Source organism: Nonomuraea sp. NPDC050643, assembly GCF_040654715.1.
GTDB lineage: Bacteria > Actinomycetota > Actinomycetes > Streptosporangiales > Streptosporangiaceae > Nonomuraea.
Genome location: NZ_JBFAIM010000062.1, coordinates 1 through 16823 on the forward strand (window position 1 = coordinate 1; position 16823 = coordinate 16823).

At 70.4% G+C, this 16823-nt stretch carries 15 protein-coding genes; 12 read left to right on the forward strand and 3 right to left on the reverse strand.

Annotated elements, in window-relative coordinates; all coding sequences use genetic code 11:
• From AB0I15_RS50605 to AB0I15_RS50650, 10 genes are all read left to right on the forward strand, one after another.
• Positions 1-816 (forward strand): hypothetical protein (locus AB0I15_RS50605; protein ID WP_358113656.1); only part of this gene is annotated, 816 nt, incomplete at its 5' end.
• Between the two features lie 11 nt (positions 817-827).
• Entirely contained in the window at positions 828-1970 is a 1143-nt protein-coding gene (locus tag AB0I15_RS50610; RefSeq protein ID WP_358113658.1) for a GNAT family N-acetyltransferase, read from the forward strand.
• A gap of 167 nt (positions 1971-2137) precedes the next feature.
• Complete coding sequence (gene ruvC, locus AB0I15_RS50615; RefSeq protein ID WP_358113660.1) at positions 2138-2668, forward strand: crossover junction endodeoxyribonuclease RuvC; 531 nt, start codon at positions 2138-2140, stop codon at positions 2666-2668.
• A 259-nt stretch (positions 2669-2927) separates the two neighbouring features.
• The gene (gene ruvA, locus AB0I15_RS50620) at positions 2928-3548 is read left to right on the forward strand and encodes a Holliday junction branch migration protein RuvA (protein WP_358113662.1); all 621 of its coding nucleotides are present in this window, start codon (positions 2928-2930) and stop codon (positions 3546-3548) included.
• An 84-nt stretch (positions 3549-3632) separates the two neighbouring features.
• Positions 3633-4664: a Holliday junction branch migration DNA helicase RuvB gene (gene ruvB, locus AB0I15_RS50625; RefSeq protein ID WP_358113664.1), complete on the forward strand. Its 1032-nt coding sequence runs from the start codon at positions 3633-3635 to the stop codon at positions 4662-4664.
• 211 nt (positions 4665-4875) lie between these two features.
• Positions 4876-5265 carry a preprotein translocase subunit YajC gene (gene yajC / locus AB0I15_RS50630; protein WP_358113666.1) on the forward strand — a complete coding sequence of 130 codons (390 nt, stop codon included), beginning with the start codon at positions 4876-4878 and terminating at the stop codon, positions 5263-5265.
• A gap of 91 nt (positions 5266-5356) precedes the next feature.
• On the forward strand, positions 5357-7201 hold the full coding sequence (gene secD / locus AB0I15_RS50635; RefSeq protein WP_358113668.1) for a protein translocase subunit SecD: 1845 nt from the start codon (positions 5357-5359) through the stop codon (positions 7199-7201).
• Position 7202: 1 nt separating this feature from the next.
• On the forward strand, positions 7203-8195 hold the full coding sequence (gene secF, locus AB0I15_RS50640) for a protein translocase subunit SecF (protein WP_358113670.1): 993 nt from the start codon (positions 7203-7205) through the stop codon (positions 8193-8195).
• Between the two features lie 130 nt (positions 8196-8325).
• On the forward strand, positions 8326-8844 hold the full coding sequence (locus AB0I15_RS50645; RefSeq protein ID WP_358113672.1) for an adenine phosphoribosyltransferase: 519 nt from the start codon (positions 8326-8328) through the stop codon (positions 8842-8844).
• A gap of 188 nt (positions 8845-9032) precedes the next feature.
• Positions 9033-11225 (forward strand): bifunctional (p)ppGpp synthetase/guanosine-3',5'-bis(diphosphate) 3'-pyrophosphohydrolase, encoded by a 2193-nt coding sequence (locus AB0I15_RS50650; protein WP_358113674.1) that lies wholly within the window; start codon positions 9033-9035, stop codon positions 11223-11225.
• A 24-nt stretch (positions 11226-11249) separates the two neighbouring features.
• Here the strand turns inward: AB0I15_RS50650 and AB0I15_RS50655 are convergent, their stop codons facing one another.
• The 3 genes from AB0I15_RS50655 to AB0I15_RS50665 form a co-directional block, all read right to left on the reverse strand.
• Entirely contained in the window at positions 11250-12341 is a 1092-nt protein-coding gene (locus AB0I15_RS50655) for a cupin domain-containing protein (protein ID WP_358113676.1), read from the reverse strand.
• Between the two features lie 227 nt (positions 12342-12568).
• The gene (locus AB0I15_RS50660; RefSeq protein WP_358113678.1) at positions 12569-13798 is read right to left on the reverse strand and encodes a DUF349 domain-containing protein; all 1230 of its coding nucleotides are present in this window, start codon (positions 13796-13798) and stop codon (positions 12569-12571) included.
• A gap of 62 nt (positions 13799-13860) precedes the next feature.
• Positions 13861-14730 (reverse strand): peptidylprolyl isomerase, encoded by an 870-nt coding sequence (locus AB0I15_RS50665; RefSeq protein ID WP_358113680.1) that lies wholly within the window; start codon positions 14728-14730, stop codon positions 13861-13863.
• Between the two features lie 138 nt (positions 14731-14868).
• On the opposite strand from AB0I15_RS50665, the gene AB0I15_RS50670 reads away from it, so the two are divergent.
• Together AB0I15_RS50670 and hisS are read left to right on the forward strand one after the other, a co-directional pair.
• Positions 14869-15549, forward strand: a complete 681-nt coding sequence (locus tag AB0I15_RS50670) for an MBL fold metallo-hydrolase (RefSeq protein WP_358113682.1) — start codon at positions 14869-14871, stop codon at positions 15547-15549.
• Positions 15549-16811, forward strand: coding sequence for a histidine--tRNA ligase (gene hisS / locus AB0I15_RS50675; RefSeq protein WP_358113684.1), 1263 nt, complete (start codon positions 15549-15551; stop codon positions 16809-16811). The genes AB0I15_RS50670 and hisS overlap by 1 nt, the downstream gene beginning before the upstream one ends.
• Positions 16812-16823: the final 12 nt, after the last annotated feature.

The following is a 16823-nucleotide window of genomic DNA, read 5'->3' on the forward strand; positions in this document are numbered from 1 at the left end:
CCGGCCGGCGCGCCCGCGCAGGGGCCCATGGCCGGGGGCGCCGTCGCCGGTGAGGGCGGCCGGGGCGGCGGCGGGCCCGTCTGGACGGTCGCCGGGGCGGTGGCACTCGTCATCGTCACCGGGGTCGGGCTGTGGCTCACCTGGCCGTGGATCGACGGTGTGCTCGCCTCGCCCGGCACCCCGGCCGGCGACCTGCGGACACAGGTCAACACCTGGGTTCCCGCCGTCGCGGGCGCCCTGGTCTCGGTCGGCGTCGCGTACCTTGCCGCGCTCGGCATCGGCGGCCTGCGCCCGCTCGGACGCGGCAGCGAGTGGCTGCTGCTGGCGTTCGCGCCCTGGCTGTTCGTCGGCCCCGGCCCGCTCGGCAGCGCCAACTGGCAGAACATCCGCAACCTCGGTCTCATCGACACCTTCGCCGCCCTCTTCCCGCCCCTCCTCGTGAGCGTCCCCGCCCTGCTGGTGCTCACGCTGCTGTGCAAGGGCCTGGCCGAGCGGGCCGGCGGAGACTTCTTCGGCGGCGTGTTCCTGCCGTCGCTCCCCATGGCGGGCATCCTCGCCGGCGGCGTCGCCCTCGTGAACGCCCACGACCTGCTCTGGCCGATGCTGGCCGCCCAGAAGCCAGGCCTGTTCACCGTCCCTGTCGCCCAGGCGGCCCAGCTCAACGGCTTCGCCACCCGGGGCCCCGACGTCGCCGCCGCCACGCCGCTGGTCGTCGTCGCCGTCGCGCTGGCGGCCCTCGTCGCCGCCCAGTGGCTCTACCTGGACCGACTCGCCATCGCGACAAAGGGTTCGCGAGCGTACACGCCCTCTGCATAGGTTGGCTCCTTGTGGAAATTCGCGATCTGACTCCTGAAGACCTGGACGCCGCCCTCGATCTCCGCAGGCGCGCCTTCGGCCCTCTTGACGCCTCCGACATCGAGAGATGGCGCAAGGCGGTGCTGCCGGTGCTCGGCGAGGGCCGCTATCTGGGCGTGTTCGACGGCACCAGGCTGGCCGCCGCGGCGCGGCTGCGCCCGTTCACGCAGTGGTGGCACGGCAGGCCGCAGCCGATGGCCGGGGTCGCCGGGGTGACGGTCAGCCCTGAAGACCGGGGGCGCGGCGTCGGCAGTCGCATCATGCGGGCCGTCGTCGAGCGGGGAGCGGCGCTCGGGGACGCGGTCTCGGCGCTCTACCCGGCCACCACGGCCATCTACCGCGCGATCGGCTACGAGCACGCCGGCGCCCAGTACAACGTGCGCCTCCCGGCCGAGTCGCTGCGCCAGATCCGGCCGTCGGGCCTGGCCAAGCTGCGCAGGATGGGGCCGGACGACGCCGCGGAGATCGTTTCCGTGCTCCACCGGGTCCACGGCGCGGCCCGGTCGAGCGGGCCCGTCTCCTGGGACGAGCAGACCTGGCGCCTGTGGCTCGGGAACGAGGACGACTTCCTCTACCTCGCCGACGACGGCTTCGTCGTCTACCGGTGGCGGGGCGAGGACATGGAGGTCGAGAACCTCGTCGCCGCCTCCGCCGACACCCTGCGGGCGCTGTGGTCCCTGGTGGGCAGCGCGTCCTCGATCGCCAGAGAGGTCGTCGCCTCCGTGGCGCCCGACGACCCGGTGCTGTGGCTGCTGCGCGAGCGCTCGGTGGAGGAGGTCAAGCAGCGGCGCTGGATGTTCAGGGTGCTGGACGTGGCCGCGGCGGTGGAGCGCAGGGGCTATCCGGCGCACGTGGCCTGCGAGGCCGTCGTCACCGTGGACGACCCGATCAGGGGGCGGGGCGCGTGGCGGCTGGAGTTCGCGGGCGGCTCGGGCGCGGCCACCTCGGTCGAGGAGTCGGGCCTCACGCTCACGGTGAACGGCTTCTCGGCCCTGTACGCGGGCATCCCCACGGCGACGCTCCGGCTCAGCGGGCTCATGACGGGGGACGACCGGTACGACGAGGCCCTCGACGCGGCCTTCGCGGCCAAGCCGTACATGCTCGACTACTTCTGACGGACGCGCCCGCCCCGGTCGCCGTTCCCGATGCCCTTTGGCCCCTGTACCGGCGGTTTCGGCCGCCATGACCGCGCACCGGACGGGCGTTTCCCGGTGCGCGGCCACTCCGGCCGGGGTAAAGTCTCGTGCCGAACAGATGTTCGGCGGCGCGGGGAGGCAGGCCGGTGCGGGTGATGGGCGTCGATCCGGGGCTGACCCGGTGCGGCCTGGGCGCTGTCGAAGGGCGCCCGGGGGCGCCGCTGACGCTGGTGGCCGTCGGGGTGGTGCGCACCGGGGCCGACGAGGAGCTCGGCGCCCGGCTGGTCGGCATCGAGGCGGGGATCGAGCAGTGGCTCGACGACGTCCGGCCCGACGCGGTGGCGGTCGAGCGCGTCTTCAGCCAGCACAACGTACGCACCGTGATGGGCACCGCCCAGGCGGCGGGCATCGCGGTGCTGTGCGCGGCCAGGCGCGGCCTCCCGGTGGCGCTGCACACGCCGTCCGAGGTCAAGGCCGCCATCACGGGCAGCGGCACGGCCGACAAGAAGCAGATCGGCGCGATGGTGACCCGGCTGCTGCGGCTGAGCGAGATGCCCAAGCCCGCCGACGCGGCCGACGCGCTCGCCCTGGCCATCTGCCACACCTGGCGCGGCGGCGCCCAGCACCGCCTGGCGGAGGCCCTCGCCAAGGCCACCCGCAAGGACACCGGCCGATGACCGGCCCGATGACCGGCCCGATGACCGGCCCGATGACCGGCCCGATGACCGGCCCGCGCATCGGGCGTCGCCCGGCCCGGTCAGGCCCGTGCCCCGGGCCGCGCACGACCCGGGACCCATCGCGCGAGACACGCGAGGGTCGGGGACGCCGGCGGAGACGGGCGGATCAGCAGGTGGCGGCAGGGATGGGAGCCGGAGCGGTGACGGAGCCAGTGACGGGGGCAGGGCAAGTGACGGGGCCAGTGACAGGGGCGGGGCTGTGATCGCGTCGGTGGCGGGCAGGGTGACCGCGATCGCGCCCGACGGAGCCGTGATCGAGGTCGGCGGCGTCGGCATCCTCACCCACTGCACACCGGGCACCCTCGCGACCCTGCGGATCGGCGAGGACGCGCGCCTGGCCACGTCGCTGGTGGTGCGCGAGGAGTCGCTCACCCTCTACGGCTTCGCCACCGACGACGAGCGGGCCGTGTTCGAGCTGCTCCAGACGGCCAGCGGCGTCGGCCCCAAGCTGGCGCTGGCGATGCTGGCCGTGCACACGCCCAACAACCTGCGGGTCGCGGTGGCCAGTGCCGATCTCAAGGCGCTCACCCAGGTGCCGGGCATCGGGCAGAAGGGGGCGCAGCGCATCGTGCTGGAGCTCAAGGACCGGCTCGGCACACCGGAGGAGGCGGTCAACGCGGCGCTCAACGGCGGGCGGCGGGTCGCCGCGTGGCGCGACCAGGTCCACTCGGGGCTGGTGGGGCTGGGCTACTCCAGCAAGGACGCCGACGAGGCGATCGCCGCCGTGGAGCCCGACGCCGACGCCGACCTCCTCGCCGGCCGCCAGCCCCAGGTCGCCGCCCTCCTCAAGGCCGCGCTCCGATCCCTGAGCATCCGATGACCGCCGCATCCTCCGTCAGGGCTCCGCGAGGCGGGGAGCCCGCGGTGTGCGGTGGCCAGGTGACGAACGTGAGGAGGTGCCGGCGTGGAATATGAGAGGGAGATCCTCTCGTCCGAGGCCGGGGGCGACGAGCTGCAGATCGAGGCCGCGCTGCGCCCTAAGCGCCTCGGCGAGTTCATCGGCCAGGCCCGCGTGCGCGAACAGCTCTCCCTCGTCCTCGAGAGCGCCCTGCGCCGCCGCCGGCCGCCCGACCACGTGCTCATGAGCGGCTCTCCAGGGCTCGGGAAGACCACCCTGGCCATGATCATCGCCGCCGAGCTGAACGCGCCTCTGAGGATCACCTCAGGCCCGGCTCTGGAGCGCGCAGGCGACCTGGCCGCCATCCTCTCGACCCTCACCGAGGGCGAGGTGCTGTTCATCGACGAGATCCACCGGATGGCCAGGCCCGCCGAGGAGATGCTCTACCTCGCGATGGAGGACTTCCGGGTCGACATCATCGTCGGCAAGGGGCCGGGCGCCACCGCCATCCCGCTCGACATCGCGCCCTTCACGCTCGTCGGGGCCACCACCCGCGCCGGGCTGCTGCCCGCCCCGCTGCGCGACCGGTTCGGGTTCACCGCCCACATGGACTTCTACGAGGTCGGCGAGCTGGAGCAGGTGCTCTACCGCTCGGCCAAGCTGCTCGGCCTCGCGCTGCCGGGCGAGGGCGCCCACGAGATCGCCAGGCGGTCCCGCGGCACGCCGCGCATCGCCAACCGGCTGCTGCGGCGCGTGCGCGACTTCGCCGACGTGCGGACCGACGGCGTCATTGACCGCGATATCGCCTCGGCGGCACTGAACCTTTATGAAGTCGATGCCGAAGGGCTCGACCGGCTCGATCGGGCGGTGCTCGGCGCGCTGCTGAGGAAGTTCGGCGGCGGACCCGTGGGCCTGTCGACGCTCGCGGTGGCCGTGGGGGAGGAGCCGGAGACCGTCGAAGTGGTGGCCGAGCCGTTCCTCGTACGACAAGGTCTGCTGGCCAGGACCCCGCGCGGCCGTGTGGCGACCGCCGCCGCGTGGATGCACCTGGGTATGACACCGCCACCAGATGCGTTCGGAGCCTCACTTTTCGACTGATTACAGAACGGTTGCAACCGTTTCAAAATGGGAACTTCCCCGCGCGCCGAAACGCTGCCTCGTTGCCGCGTTTCGCAACAAGCGCCTACACTCCGTGGCTTGGCTGGCTGTGTAGGCTGACGGGCTGAGCGGCGCGGCCCGAAGCAACGCACGGAATTTCCGGCGCGAGGCCGGTGTCAACTTCTTGTACGACAATGGAAGGTCGCCCCTTATGGACATGGGACAACTCGGAAGCATCCTGCCGCTGATTCTTCTGGTGGTGGTGTTCTACTTCCTGCTGATCCGCCCTCAGCGCAAGCGCCAGCAGGAGGCGGTCCAGATGCAGAACTCCCTGACTCCCGGCGCGCGGGTCATGACCACGACCGGTCTGTTCGGCACCGTGGTCGCGGTGGACAATGAGGACGTCGTCCTCGAGGTCGCCCCAGGGATCGAGACCCGCTGGGTCAAGGCCGCCATCGGCCGCGTCGTCACGCCCGGCGACGCCCCGGCGGACGACGAGCCGGTCGCTCATGAGGCCGAGCTCGGCGAGGATGGCAAGAAGGAGTCCGAGGCCACCGTGGAGCGCAACGGCGACCAGGACTCCAGTACCAAGCAGTCCTGACTAAGCTCTGCGACAAACCCCTATCTGAAAGAACTGACGACCAGTGGCCCGACCGACCAGCCGCCACAGCCGACCGGGGCGTACGCTCCTGGTGCTTCTGGCGCTCATCCTCGCCCTGGGCGGGACGATGTTCCTGCAGAAGGCGTTCACGCCCAAACTGGGGCTCGACCTCGCCGGCGGCACGACGGTGACTCTGTCTCCCGTGACCCAGAACAACGCGGCTCCGCCAGAGGAGATCCTCGACCGAGCGGTCAACATCATCCGCGATCGGGTCAACGGCACCGGAATCTCCGATGCGGAGGTCGCCAAGTCCGGCGACAACATCATCATCTCCATCCCGGGCGTCGGTCAGAGCGAGGCCATCAAGCTGGTCGCGACCACCGCGGAGCTGCGCTTCCGCCAGGTTCTCGCCATGGCGGCCACGCAGGTCCCGCAGGACCTGGCGACCAACGCGCCGACGCCGAGCACCGCGCCGTCGGGCTCCGGCAGCCCGACGGCACAGCCGTCCGGCCAGCCGTCCACGCAGCCGTCCGCCTCGCAGTCGGCCGGCGCGCCGAAGCAGTCCGACGCCCCGGCCCAGCCCAGTGCCTCGCCCACGGGCAAGGCACTGTCGTCCGCGCTCACCGCCCCGACGCCCGCGGCCTCCGAGCCCGCGCAGACCGGGACACAGAACGGGACACAGAGCAAGGGGCAGAAGGCCGACCCGTCCGCGCAGCCGTCCGCCACCCAGCAGGACGGCAAGAAGCAGGACACCAAGAAGGACCAGGACGCCAAGGCCACGCCGTCGGGCAGCCCGACCGGCCAGGCCAGCGCGCCGCCGGAGCAGGACCCGTCCGCCGGCATCGACACCTCGGGCATCGACCCCAAGGTGTTGGAGCAGTTCGGCAAGCTCGACTGCGCCAACCCGGCCAACCGCGGCCAGGGTGTGCAGGACGACCCGAACAAGCAGGTCGCGGCCTGCGAGACCGACGGCTCGTACAAGTACGTTCTTGACGTGGCCAAGGTCGTCGGCACCGACATCGACACGGCCTCGGCGGGCATTCGCCAGGGCACCACCGAGTGGATCGTCCAGCTCGACTTCAAGAGCAAGGGCGCGGGCGAGTGGAGCAAGCTCACCACGACCGCCTACAACTCGCAGGAGCCGCGCAACAAGGTCGCGGTCGTGCTCGACGGCGTCGTCATCACCGCGCCCAACATCATCAGCCCGATCCCCGGCGGCCGGGCCGAGATCACGGGCGGGTTCGACCAGCTCAGCTCCACCAACCTGGCCGACCAGCTCAAGTACGGCGCGCTGCCGCTGAAGTTCAACCGCAGCTCGATCGACACGGTCTCCTCGACCCTGGGCCAGGACCAGCTCGAGGGCGGCCTGGTGGCGGGCCTGATCGGCCTGGCGCTCGTGCTCGTCTACTGTCTGCTCTACTACCGGGGCCTGGGCATCGTGGCGGTGCTGAGCCTCGTGGTCGCCACGATCATCACCTACACGTCGGTGGTCGTGCTCGGTCACAACGCCAACTTCCGGCTGTCGCTGCCGCACATCATCGGCCTGGTGGTCTCGATCGGCATCACCGCCGACTCCTTCATCGTGTACTTCGAACGCATACGTGATGAGATGAAGGAAGGTCGGCGGACGCTGCGCGCGGCCGTCGAGGTGGCCTGGGTCCGTGCCCGGCGCACGATCCTGATCGCCGACGCCGTCATGTTCATCGCCGCGATCGTGCTGTACTTCCTGGCGGTGGGCGGTGTGGCCGGGTTCGCGTTCGCGATGGGCCTGACCACGCTGATCGACGTCGTGGTGGTGTTCCTGTTCACCAAGCCGTTCATCGCTCTGCTGGCGAAGGTGAAGTTCTTCGCCAAGGGGCACCCGCTGTCGGGTCTGGACGCCGAGCGCATGAGCGAGGTCTCGACCGGCCGCACGACCACTCCGCAGGAGGCCTGAGATGGGACTGGGGCGTCGCCTCTATCGCGGCGAGATCGATGTCGACTTTGTCGGCAAATGGAGGCTGTGGTACAGCCTCTCCGGATTCCTGCTGCTCATCTCCCTCGCGGGGCTGCTGATCAACGGGCTCAACCTGGGCGTGGAGTTCAGGGGCGGGTCGGTGTTCTCGTTCAAGGCGCAGGGCACGAGCATCGAGCAGGTCCGCGAGGTCTTCCAGGAGCAGGGCGTTCACCAGCCGATCGTGCAGACGGCCGGCGACCGCTGGAGGGTCACCACCGAGACCCTCTCGGAGAGCACCACCAACCAGGTGCAGACCGCCGTCTCCAAGGACTTCAACGTCCCCGCCAACCAGGTCGACATTCAGTCGATCGGCGCGTCCTGGGGCGGTGAGGTCTCCCAGAAGGCCTGGCTCGGCCTGGGCGTGTTCATGCTGGCGATCATCCTGTACCTGTCGATGGCGTTCGAGCCGAAGATGGCGCTGGCCGCCATCGTCGCGCTCATCCACGACCTCGTCATCACGGCCGGCATCTACGCCTGGTCGGGCTTCGAGGTCACGCCGGCGACGCTGCTGGGCTTCCTGACCATCCTCGGTTATTCGCTCTACGACGCGGTCGTGGTGTTCGACATGATCAAGGAGGTCACGGCCAAGCTGGGGCACACGTCGAAGCAGACCTACTCGATGGCGGCCAACAACGCGCTGAACCACACGCTGATCCGGTCGCTGAACACCTCGCTGGTCGCGATCCTGCCGGTGGCGGCCATCCTGTTCATCGGCACCACGCTGCTCGGCGCGGGCACGCTGAAGGACCTGTCGCTGGCGCTGTTCGTCGGCATGATCGTCGGCACGTACTCGTCGCTGTGCGTGGCCACGCCGCTGCTGGTGACGCTGAAGGAGCGCGAGCCGAAATACCAGGCCATTGCCAGGAGGCTCGCCTCCACGGGAGGTGGCAAGGGAGCCAAGGGCTCCAAAAGCGCGGCCGTAGCCAAGGGGTAGCCGCCACGGCATCCCCGTACGACGCCCTCGCCCCGCACCGGGGTGAGGGCGTCGTCGTGTCCGAGAAGGTGTGGCATGCACCATCATGGAGCCCGGCAGACGGCCGGTGGAGAAATGCGAGGGAACCGCCATGAGTGAGCTGAGCACGCTGATCCTGGACCGGATCAGGGACGTGCCCGACTATCCGAAGCCGGGGGTCATGTTCAAGGACATCACCCCGCTCCTGGCCGACCCGGTCGCGATGGCCGCCGTGGTGGAGGAGCTGGCCGGGTTGCACCAGGTGGACAAGATCGTGGGGATCGAGGCGCGGGGGTTCATCCTGGCGGCGCCGGTGGCGTACCGGGCGGCGGCGGGGTTCGTCCCCGTGCGCAAGAAGGGGAAACTGCCCGCCGCGACCCTGGAAGAGTCCTACGATCTGGAGTACGGCTCCGCGACCATCGAGGTCCACCGTGACGCCTTCACGCCCGGCGACCGGGTTCTCGTCGTCGACGACGTGCTGGCCACGGGAGGCACCGCGGTGGCGGCGCTGGAGCTGGTCAAGAGGGCCGGAGCCGAGGTCGTCGGCATCGCCGTGCTGATGGAGCTGGCCTTTCTCAAGGGACGTGAGCGGCTGACGGGGGTGGATCTGCACTCCCTCGTGATCGTCTGAGCCCGGCCCGCGGCGGCCCAGGTTCGCCGCCTGGATACACTGGGGGATCTGGACTCGAAACGTGAGGAGCCATTGCGTGAGGAGTCTGTGTGCCCCGTGATGTGGTCGTGCCCGACGTAACCGACTCTGGCAACGCCGAGGCGCCCGGCGTTCCAGCGGTGCGTCGAAGGCGGTTTGGGGGTGGGGCCATGAATCCGGTGCTGGAGCCGTTGTTCCGGACGGTCCGTGCCACCCATCCCAAGGCCGACCTGCGCCTGATCGAGCGTGCCTACGACGTCGCCGCCTACCACCACCGCGACCAGAAGCGGAAGTCCGGCGACCCGTACATCACGCATCCGCTCGCCGTCGCGACGATCCTGGCCGAGCTCGGCACGGACGACGAGACGCTGTGCGCGGCGCTGCTGCACGACACGGTCGAAGACACCGCCTACAGCCTCGACGAGCTGCGCGGCGACTTCGGCGACACGATCGCGTCGCTGGTCGACGGCGTCACCAAGCTCGACAAGGTCAAGTTCGGCGACGCCGCGCAGGCCGAGACCGTCCGCAAGATGGTCGTGGCCATGTCGCGCGACATCCGGGTGCTGATCATCAAGCTGGCCGACCGGCTGCACAACATGCGCACCATGCGCTACCTGCCGGAGCACAAGCGCCACCAGAAGTCCCGGGAGACGCTGGAGATCTTCGCCCCGCTGGCCCACCGCTTGGGGATGAACACGATCAAGTGGGAGCTGGAGGACCTCGCCTTCGCCATGCTCTACCCCAAGCGTTACGACGAGATCGCGCGCATGGTGTCGGAGCGGGCGCCGCGCCGTGACCTGTTCCTGCAAGAGGTCATCGAGAAGGTCTCCGGCGACCTGCGCGAGGCGAAGATCCGCGCGGTGGTCAAGGGCCGGCCGAAGCACTACTACTCGGTCTACCAGAAGATGATCGCCCGCGACGTCGCCTTCGACGACATCTACGACCTGGTGGGCATCCGCGTGCTGGTCGACAGCGTGCGCGACTGCTACGCGGCGCTCGGCACGATCCACGCCCGGTGGAACCCGGTGCCCGGGCGGTTCAAAGACTACATAGCGATGCCCAAGTTCAACATGTACCAGTCGCTGCACACGACGGTGATCGGTCCCGAGGGCAAGCCCGTGGAGCTGCAGATCCGCACCCACGCGATGCACCACCGGGCCGAATACGGCGTGGCCGCGCACTGGAAGTACAAAGAGGAGGTCGGCGCCCCCGGCCCCACGGGCAAGGTCAAGCCGGGCAGCGACATGGCCTGGCTGCGCCAGCTCCTCGACTGGCAGAAGGAGACCTCCGACCCGGGCGAGTTCCTCGAGTCGCTCCGCTTCGACCTGTCGGTCTCCGAGGTCTACGTGTTCACCCCGAAGGGCTCGGTCATCGCCCTGCCCGAGGGGGCCACGCCGGTCGACTTCGCCTACGCGGTCCACACCGAGGTCGGTCACCGCTGCATCGGCGCGCGGGTCAACGGGCGGCTGGTGCCGCTGGAGTCGCGGCTCGGCAACGGCGACACGGTGGAGATCTTCACCTCGAAGTCGCCCGACGCCGGGCCGTCGCGCGACTGGCTGAAGTTCGTCAAGTCGGGCCGGGCCCGCAACAAGATCCGGCAGTGGTTCTCCAAGGAGCGCCGCGAGACCGCGATCGAGGCCGGCAAGGAGGCCATCGGGCGGGCCATGCGCAAGCAGGGCCTGCCGCTGCAGCGGCTGATGTCGGGCGAGGCGCTGCTGGCGCTGGCGCGCGACCTGCGCTACCCCGACGTGTCCGCGCTCTACGCGGCCGTGGGCGAGGGGCACATCGCGGCCCAGACGGTCGTGCAGAAGCTGGTGTCCTCGATCGGCGGCGTCGACAGCGCCGAGGAGGACATCGCCGAGACCTCGCTGCCGACCCGGCTGCGCGGCCGCCCCCGTGGCGGTGGCGGCGCCGGCGTGGTGGTGGCGGGCGACGCCGACGTGTGGGTCCGCCTGTCGAAGTGCTGCACCCCGGTGCCCGGCGACGACATCGTCGGATTCGTCACCCGGGGCCACGGCGTGTCCGTGCACCGGGGCGACTGCACCAACGTGCAGCAGCTCAAGTCTCAGCCCGACCGCCTGGTCGAGGTGAGCTGGTCGCCGAGCGACGACAGCGTGTTCCTGGTGGCGATCCAGGTGGAGGCGCTCGACCGGCCGCGGCTGCTGTCCGACGTCACGCGCACGCTCTCCGACCAGCACGTCAACATCCTGAGCGCCTCGGTGACCACTTCCAGGGACCGGGTGGCGATCAGCAAGTTCACCTTCGAGATGGGCGATCCCAAGCATCTGGGCCACGTCCTGAAGGCCGTACGCAACATCCAGGGCGTGTTCGACGTCTACCGCGTCAGCGGCGCCGGCAACTGAGCCCCCTGCGCCGGCACCGAGGGCTCAGTGCTGGCGCAGGTCCGGCAGGTTGACCACGATGGCCTCCTGCGTGCTGCGCGCGATCACCACGACCGCCTCCTCGGACGGGTCGGGGTTCTCCTCGCGGTGCGGCACGTACGGCGGCACGAAGACGTAGTCGCCCGGCCCGGCGTCGATGCGGACCTCCCGCTCGTCCTCCAGGAACACGAACGACGGCGTGCCGCTGACGACGTAGATGGCCGTCTCGGAGGCTCCGTGGTGGTGGTCGGACGAGCGCAGGCCGGGGGAGACGTGCGTCTGGCCCATCCACAGCCGCGAGGAGCCGGTCGCGGCTCCGCTGACGGCGGCCAGGCGGCGCATGCCCGGGCTCTGCGCCGTCTCGCCGGAGAGCTCTCCTGAGGCCACGTGACGCAGCGGCCGGTGGAAGGGGTCACCCTGACTGCGGTAACCCTCCCACAGGCGTCCTCCGGCCCGCTCGAGCACGTTCGTGGCCACCACCGTCAGCCGGGCGGGGTCGTCGCGGGCGGCGAGCAGCTCAGCGGCCAGATCGGCATCATGAGTGCGCAGCTCGCGCAGCAGCCACTTGCCCGTGCCCAGCCACCCCCGCCCCACGCCCAGCGCCGTCCTGGCGGTGGCCTGGACGATCTCCCAGGCGATGAACGCCCGCTCGCCCGAATCCGTCGCCCCCGCCAGGTCGTCCAGCAGGTCCGACAGCAGGTATCTGGCCCGCTCGGCCTGGCCGGACGTCAGCGTGGAGGGACCGGCCGACAGGCGCTCGCTCAGGGCGCTCTGCAGGTCGCTGGCCCGGCCGCCGGTCCTGTCGGTCAGCACGGCGCCCTCGGCGCAGATGCGCGCCAGAGTGGGCCGCCGCTCGTCGAAGCCGCTGTCGATGTAGGCGGCCAGGCTGGTCTCGCTGTGCGCGAACAGCTCGACCGGCCACTCGCGCCAGCGCAGCGTCTCGCGATAAGGGCCGGCCAGGCCGTCGAGCACCACCACGACGTCGAGATCCGAGGTGTGGGTGCGGCGCTCGGTGAGCACGCTGCCGCCGACGAAGGCGTACAGGGCGCCCGGGAACATCTCTTCGACGAAGGCGCGCGCGGCGGTGACGGGATCCATGCTGGCCAGAGTAGATCGGTGACGCCGTCGCTCGCCGCCCGAATCGGGCGACGGCGTCACGGGCGGGCGCAGAAAACCGGCCACCCCGGTACAGGACGCGGCCGAACGCGGCCGGCGCGGGCTCGGCGTCCCGCACCCGGATCCGGCCGAACGTGGTCAGCGTGCGTCCGGCGCCCGGCACCCTCGTGTCCGGGGTCCGGCACCGGATCCGGCCGCCCGCGCCGGGTTCAGCTGAACTCGGTCAGCGTGCGCTCGGCCTCCTCCAGCCACGAGCGGCGGGCGATCAGGGCCTCCTCGGCCTCCTTGACGTCCTTGGCGCGCCCGGCGGTCTGCGCCTTGGCCAGCCGCTTCTCCAGTTGCTCGATCGAGGTGCGGAGCTGGTCGACCGTGCTCTGGGCGCGGGCCCTGGCCTCGGGGTTGGAGCGCTTCCACTCGGCGTCCTCGGCCTTGCGCACGGCCTCGTCCACCTTGCGGAGCCCGCCCTCGAGCCGGTCGCGCTGCTCGCGCGGCACGGGCCCCGCGGCCTCCCACCGCTCGAGGATGTGCCGCAGCGCGCCCCTGGCCGTGCGCACGTCGGTCACCGGCAGGATCTTCTCCGCCTCGGTGAGCAGCTCCTCCTTGACCTGCGCGTTCGCGGCCAGCGAGGCGTCACGCTCGGCGAAGACCGCGGAGCGGGCCTGGAAGAACTGGTCCTGGGCGCCCTTGAAGCGCGCCCACAGCTCGTCCTCGGCCTCGCGCGAGGCGCGCCCCGCGTTCTTCCACTGCTGCATCAGCTCGCGGTAGATGGCCGCGGTCGCGCCCCAGTCGGTCGACTCCGCGATCGCCTCGGCCTCGGCGACGATGCGCTCCTTGGTCGCCCGCACACCCTCGCGCTGCTCGTCGAGCCCCGCGAAGTACTGCTTGCGCCGCTTGGCGAAGGCCGTGCGCGCCGCCGACAGCCGCTTCCACAGCGCGGCCTCGGTGACCCGGTCGATGCGGTCGGCCGCCTTCCACTCCTCGACGAGCTGGCGCAGCCGTTCGCCGCCGGACTTCCAGTGGGTGGTCTCGTCGGCGATGCGCTCGGCCTCGCCGACGATGCGCTCCTTGACCGTCCTGGCCTCGGCCCGCGCGTGCTCGCGGGCCGCCTTGACCTCCTCGCGGCGCTGGGCGACGAGCTCCGTCAGACCGTCGAGCCGGGCCGTCAGCGCGGCCAGATCACCTACGGCATGGGCGTCGGCGACGGCCTCGCGCAGCTTGGCGATGCTCGCCTCGGCCTGGGCCGGGGCCAGGTCGGTGCCCTTGACGCGCTGCTCGAGCAGCTGCACCTGGCCGGCCAGCTCGTCGTACTTGCGATGGAAGTAGGCCAGTGCCTCTTCGGGTTCACCGGCCTGCCAGGAGCCGACGGCCCGCTCTCCCTCAGCCGTACGCACGTAGACGGTGCCGTCGTCGTCTACCCGGCCCCACGGGTCGGTGCTCACCGTGTCCTCCCGCACTATCCATCAGACCCTTCGGGACTACTTCGTCCCTAGTTTGTATTACGTCAGCTCTTGCCGGCGATTGTCACGTCTTTGATTTCGATGGATTGCTTTGGCGCTCCTGTCCCGTCTCCCATGTCGGCGATGACGCCTGCTTTGTTCACCTTGTCCAGGATGTCGAGCCCCTTGGTGATCGTACCCACCGGCGTGTAATCCGGCGTGAGCCCGATGTCGCCGTAAACGAGGAAGAACTGGCTCCCCGTGCTGCCCGGCGCCTGGGTCTTGGCCATGGCCATCACGCCGCGCGTGTACTTGGCGCCCTGAAGGTTCTCCTCGGCCATCACGTAACCGGGGCCGCCGGAGCCGTCCTGGCTCTTGCCGTCGGCCTTGGCGGTCGGGTCGCCGCACTGCAGCATCGGGAACTTCTCGCTCCCGAGCCGGTGGCACTTGCTGCCGTCGTAGTACTTCTTCTTCGCCAGGAACTCCAGCGAGTTGGTCGTGCAGGGCGCCTTGGCGTTGTTGAGCTCGACCACGATGTCGCCCTGGTTCGTCTTGAACGTCATCGTCTTCGTCGCCGGCTCGGTCTTCACCTTCGTCGGCGGCATGCCGACGTCCTTGACCTGACCGCCGCTCGCGTCGGCGACGTAGTCGCACGTGCCCGTCGCCGCGTCGAACGGCTTGGGCCCCGTGCTCGGCGACGCCGCGGCCGTGTCGGCCGGCGACGCCGAGGGCGACGCGGCCGCCTCCGTCGCCGGGTCGTTGCCCCCGAGCAGCGCGACCGCGGCCACGATGCCGCCGACCACGATCACCACACCCGCGGTGGAGCCGATGATCGCCGTGCGCTTGGCCTTCTGCTCGCGCTCGATGCGGCGCTGCATCTGCCGCTCGTGGTGCTCGCGTGCCAGCTGCTTCTGCCGGTCCTTCCCCGTGGCCACCGCTTTGCCTCCCATAGTCAATCAACTGAGGTGGGCGAATCGTATCGGCCAACGGGTAATGATTCGCAGCCCGGCGACCCGCACCGGTACCCTTCAGTTACATTCCCATTGGCTTTTCGACGAGATCACCTGAGGCAGATGCTCATCGCCGGCTTCCCCGCAGGGGCCTTCCAGACCAATTGTTACGCTGTCGCGCCTGCCGCCGGCGAGGAGTGCGTGATCGTCGATCCTGGTCAGGACGCGACAGAGGGCGTGGACGAGCTGCTGCGCGAGCACCGGCTCAAGCCGGTCGCGGTCCTGCTCACCCACGGCCACCTCGACCACGTCTGGTCGGTGGCCCCCGTCTGCGGCGCGCGTGACGTCCCCGCGTGGATCCACCCCGACGACCGCCACCTGCTGAGCGACCCGGCCGCCGGCTGGTCCGGCACCAGCGCCTCGCTGTTCGGCGGGCTGACGCTGAGCGAGCCCGACGACGTGCGCGAACTGTCCGACGGCGCCGTGCTCCAGCTCGCCGGCCTCGAGCTCGTGGTCGACCACACGCCCGGCCATACCAAGGGGTCGGTGACCTTCCGGCTGCCCGCCGACGAGATCATGTTCTCGGGCGACCTGTTGTTCGCCGGCTCCATCGGCCGCACCGACCTTCCCGGTGGCGACTACGCGACCATCCTGAGCAGCCTGGCTACCAAGTGTCTGCCGCTGCCTGACGATACGGTCGTCCTGCCGGGCCACGGACCACAGACCACGATCGGCCGCGAGCGCGCGACCAACCCATATCTGAAGGAAGCAGCGCCGCACGCCGGTCCCACACGAGGGATCTAATGAGCTTCCAAGCACCGAAAGGCACCTTCGACTGGCTGCCGCCCCGCTCCGAGCGGGTCCTCGCCGTACGCGAGGCACTGACCACGCCGCTGCGCCTGGCCGGATACGGCTACATCGAGACACCTGTCTTCGAGGACACACAGTTGTTCGCCAGGGGCGTAGGCGAGTCCACGGACATCGTCTCGAAGGAGATGTACACCTTTCCCGACAAGGCCGGCCGATCCCTGACCCTGCGCCCCGAGGGCACGGCCTCGGTCGTGCGCGCGGTGCTGCAGCACAACCTGCACAACGGCCAGCTCCCGGTGAAGCTGTGGTACTCCGGCAGCCAGTTCCGCTACGAGCGCTCGCAGAAGGGCCGCTACCGCCACTTCTGGCAGGTCGGAGCCGAGGCGCTCGGCTCCGAGGACCCGGCGCTCGACGCCGAGCTGATCGTGCTGGGCACGCGGGGGTTCGCCTCACTCGGGCTGAAGCAGGTCAAGCTGCTGGTCAACTCGCTCGGCGACAAGAACTGCCGGCCCGCCTACCGGGCGTCGCTCCAGGAGTTTCTGCGCGGGCTCGATCTCGACGAGGACACCCGGGCGCGCATCGAGATCAACCCGTTGCGGGTGCTCGACGACAAGCGGCCAGAGGTGCAGGCGCAGCTCGGGGGCGCTCCGCTGGTGGTCGATCACTTGTGCGCGGCCTGCAACGCCTACCACGAGGAGGTCCGCGCGCTGCTGACCGCCTCTGGGGTCGAGTTCGAGGACGACCCGCGCCTGGTCCGAGGGCTCGACTATTACACGCGCACCACGTTCGAGTTCGTGCACGGCGGGCTCGGCTCACAGTCGGCCGTGGGCGGCGGTGGGCGCTACGACGGGCTCAGCGAGATGCTCGACGGCCCGCCGCTGCCCAGCGTCGGCTGGGCACTCGGCGTGGATCGTACATTCCTGGCGATGGAGGCCGAGGGCCTGCTCGGCGACGACACCGCACAGGAGCGCGTCCAGGTGTACGGTGTCCCGCTGGGTGACGACGCTCGCCGCCGCATGTTCCTGCTCGTCGGCGAGTTGCGCGAGGCGGGCGTCAACGCCGACATGGCCTACGGCGGCAAGGGGCTCAAGGGTTCGATGAAGGGTGCCGATCGCTCGGGCGCCCGGTTCGCGCTGATCCTGGGCGAGCGTGACCTCGCCGCCGAAGCCGTGCAAGTGAAAGACCTGGCCACCGCCGAGCAGACCGAGGTGCCGCTGGCCAAGGTCGTCGACGTCTTGAAGGGGAAGGTGCAGTGACCGGCGAGTCAG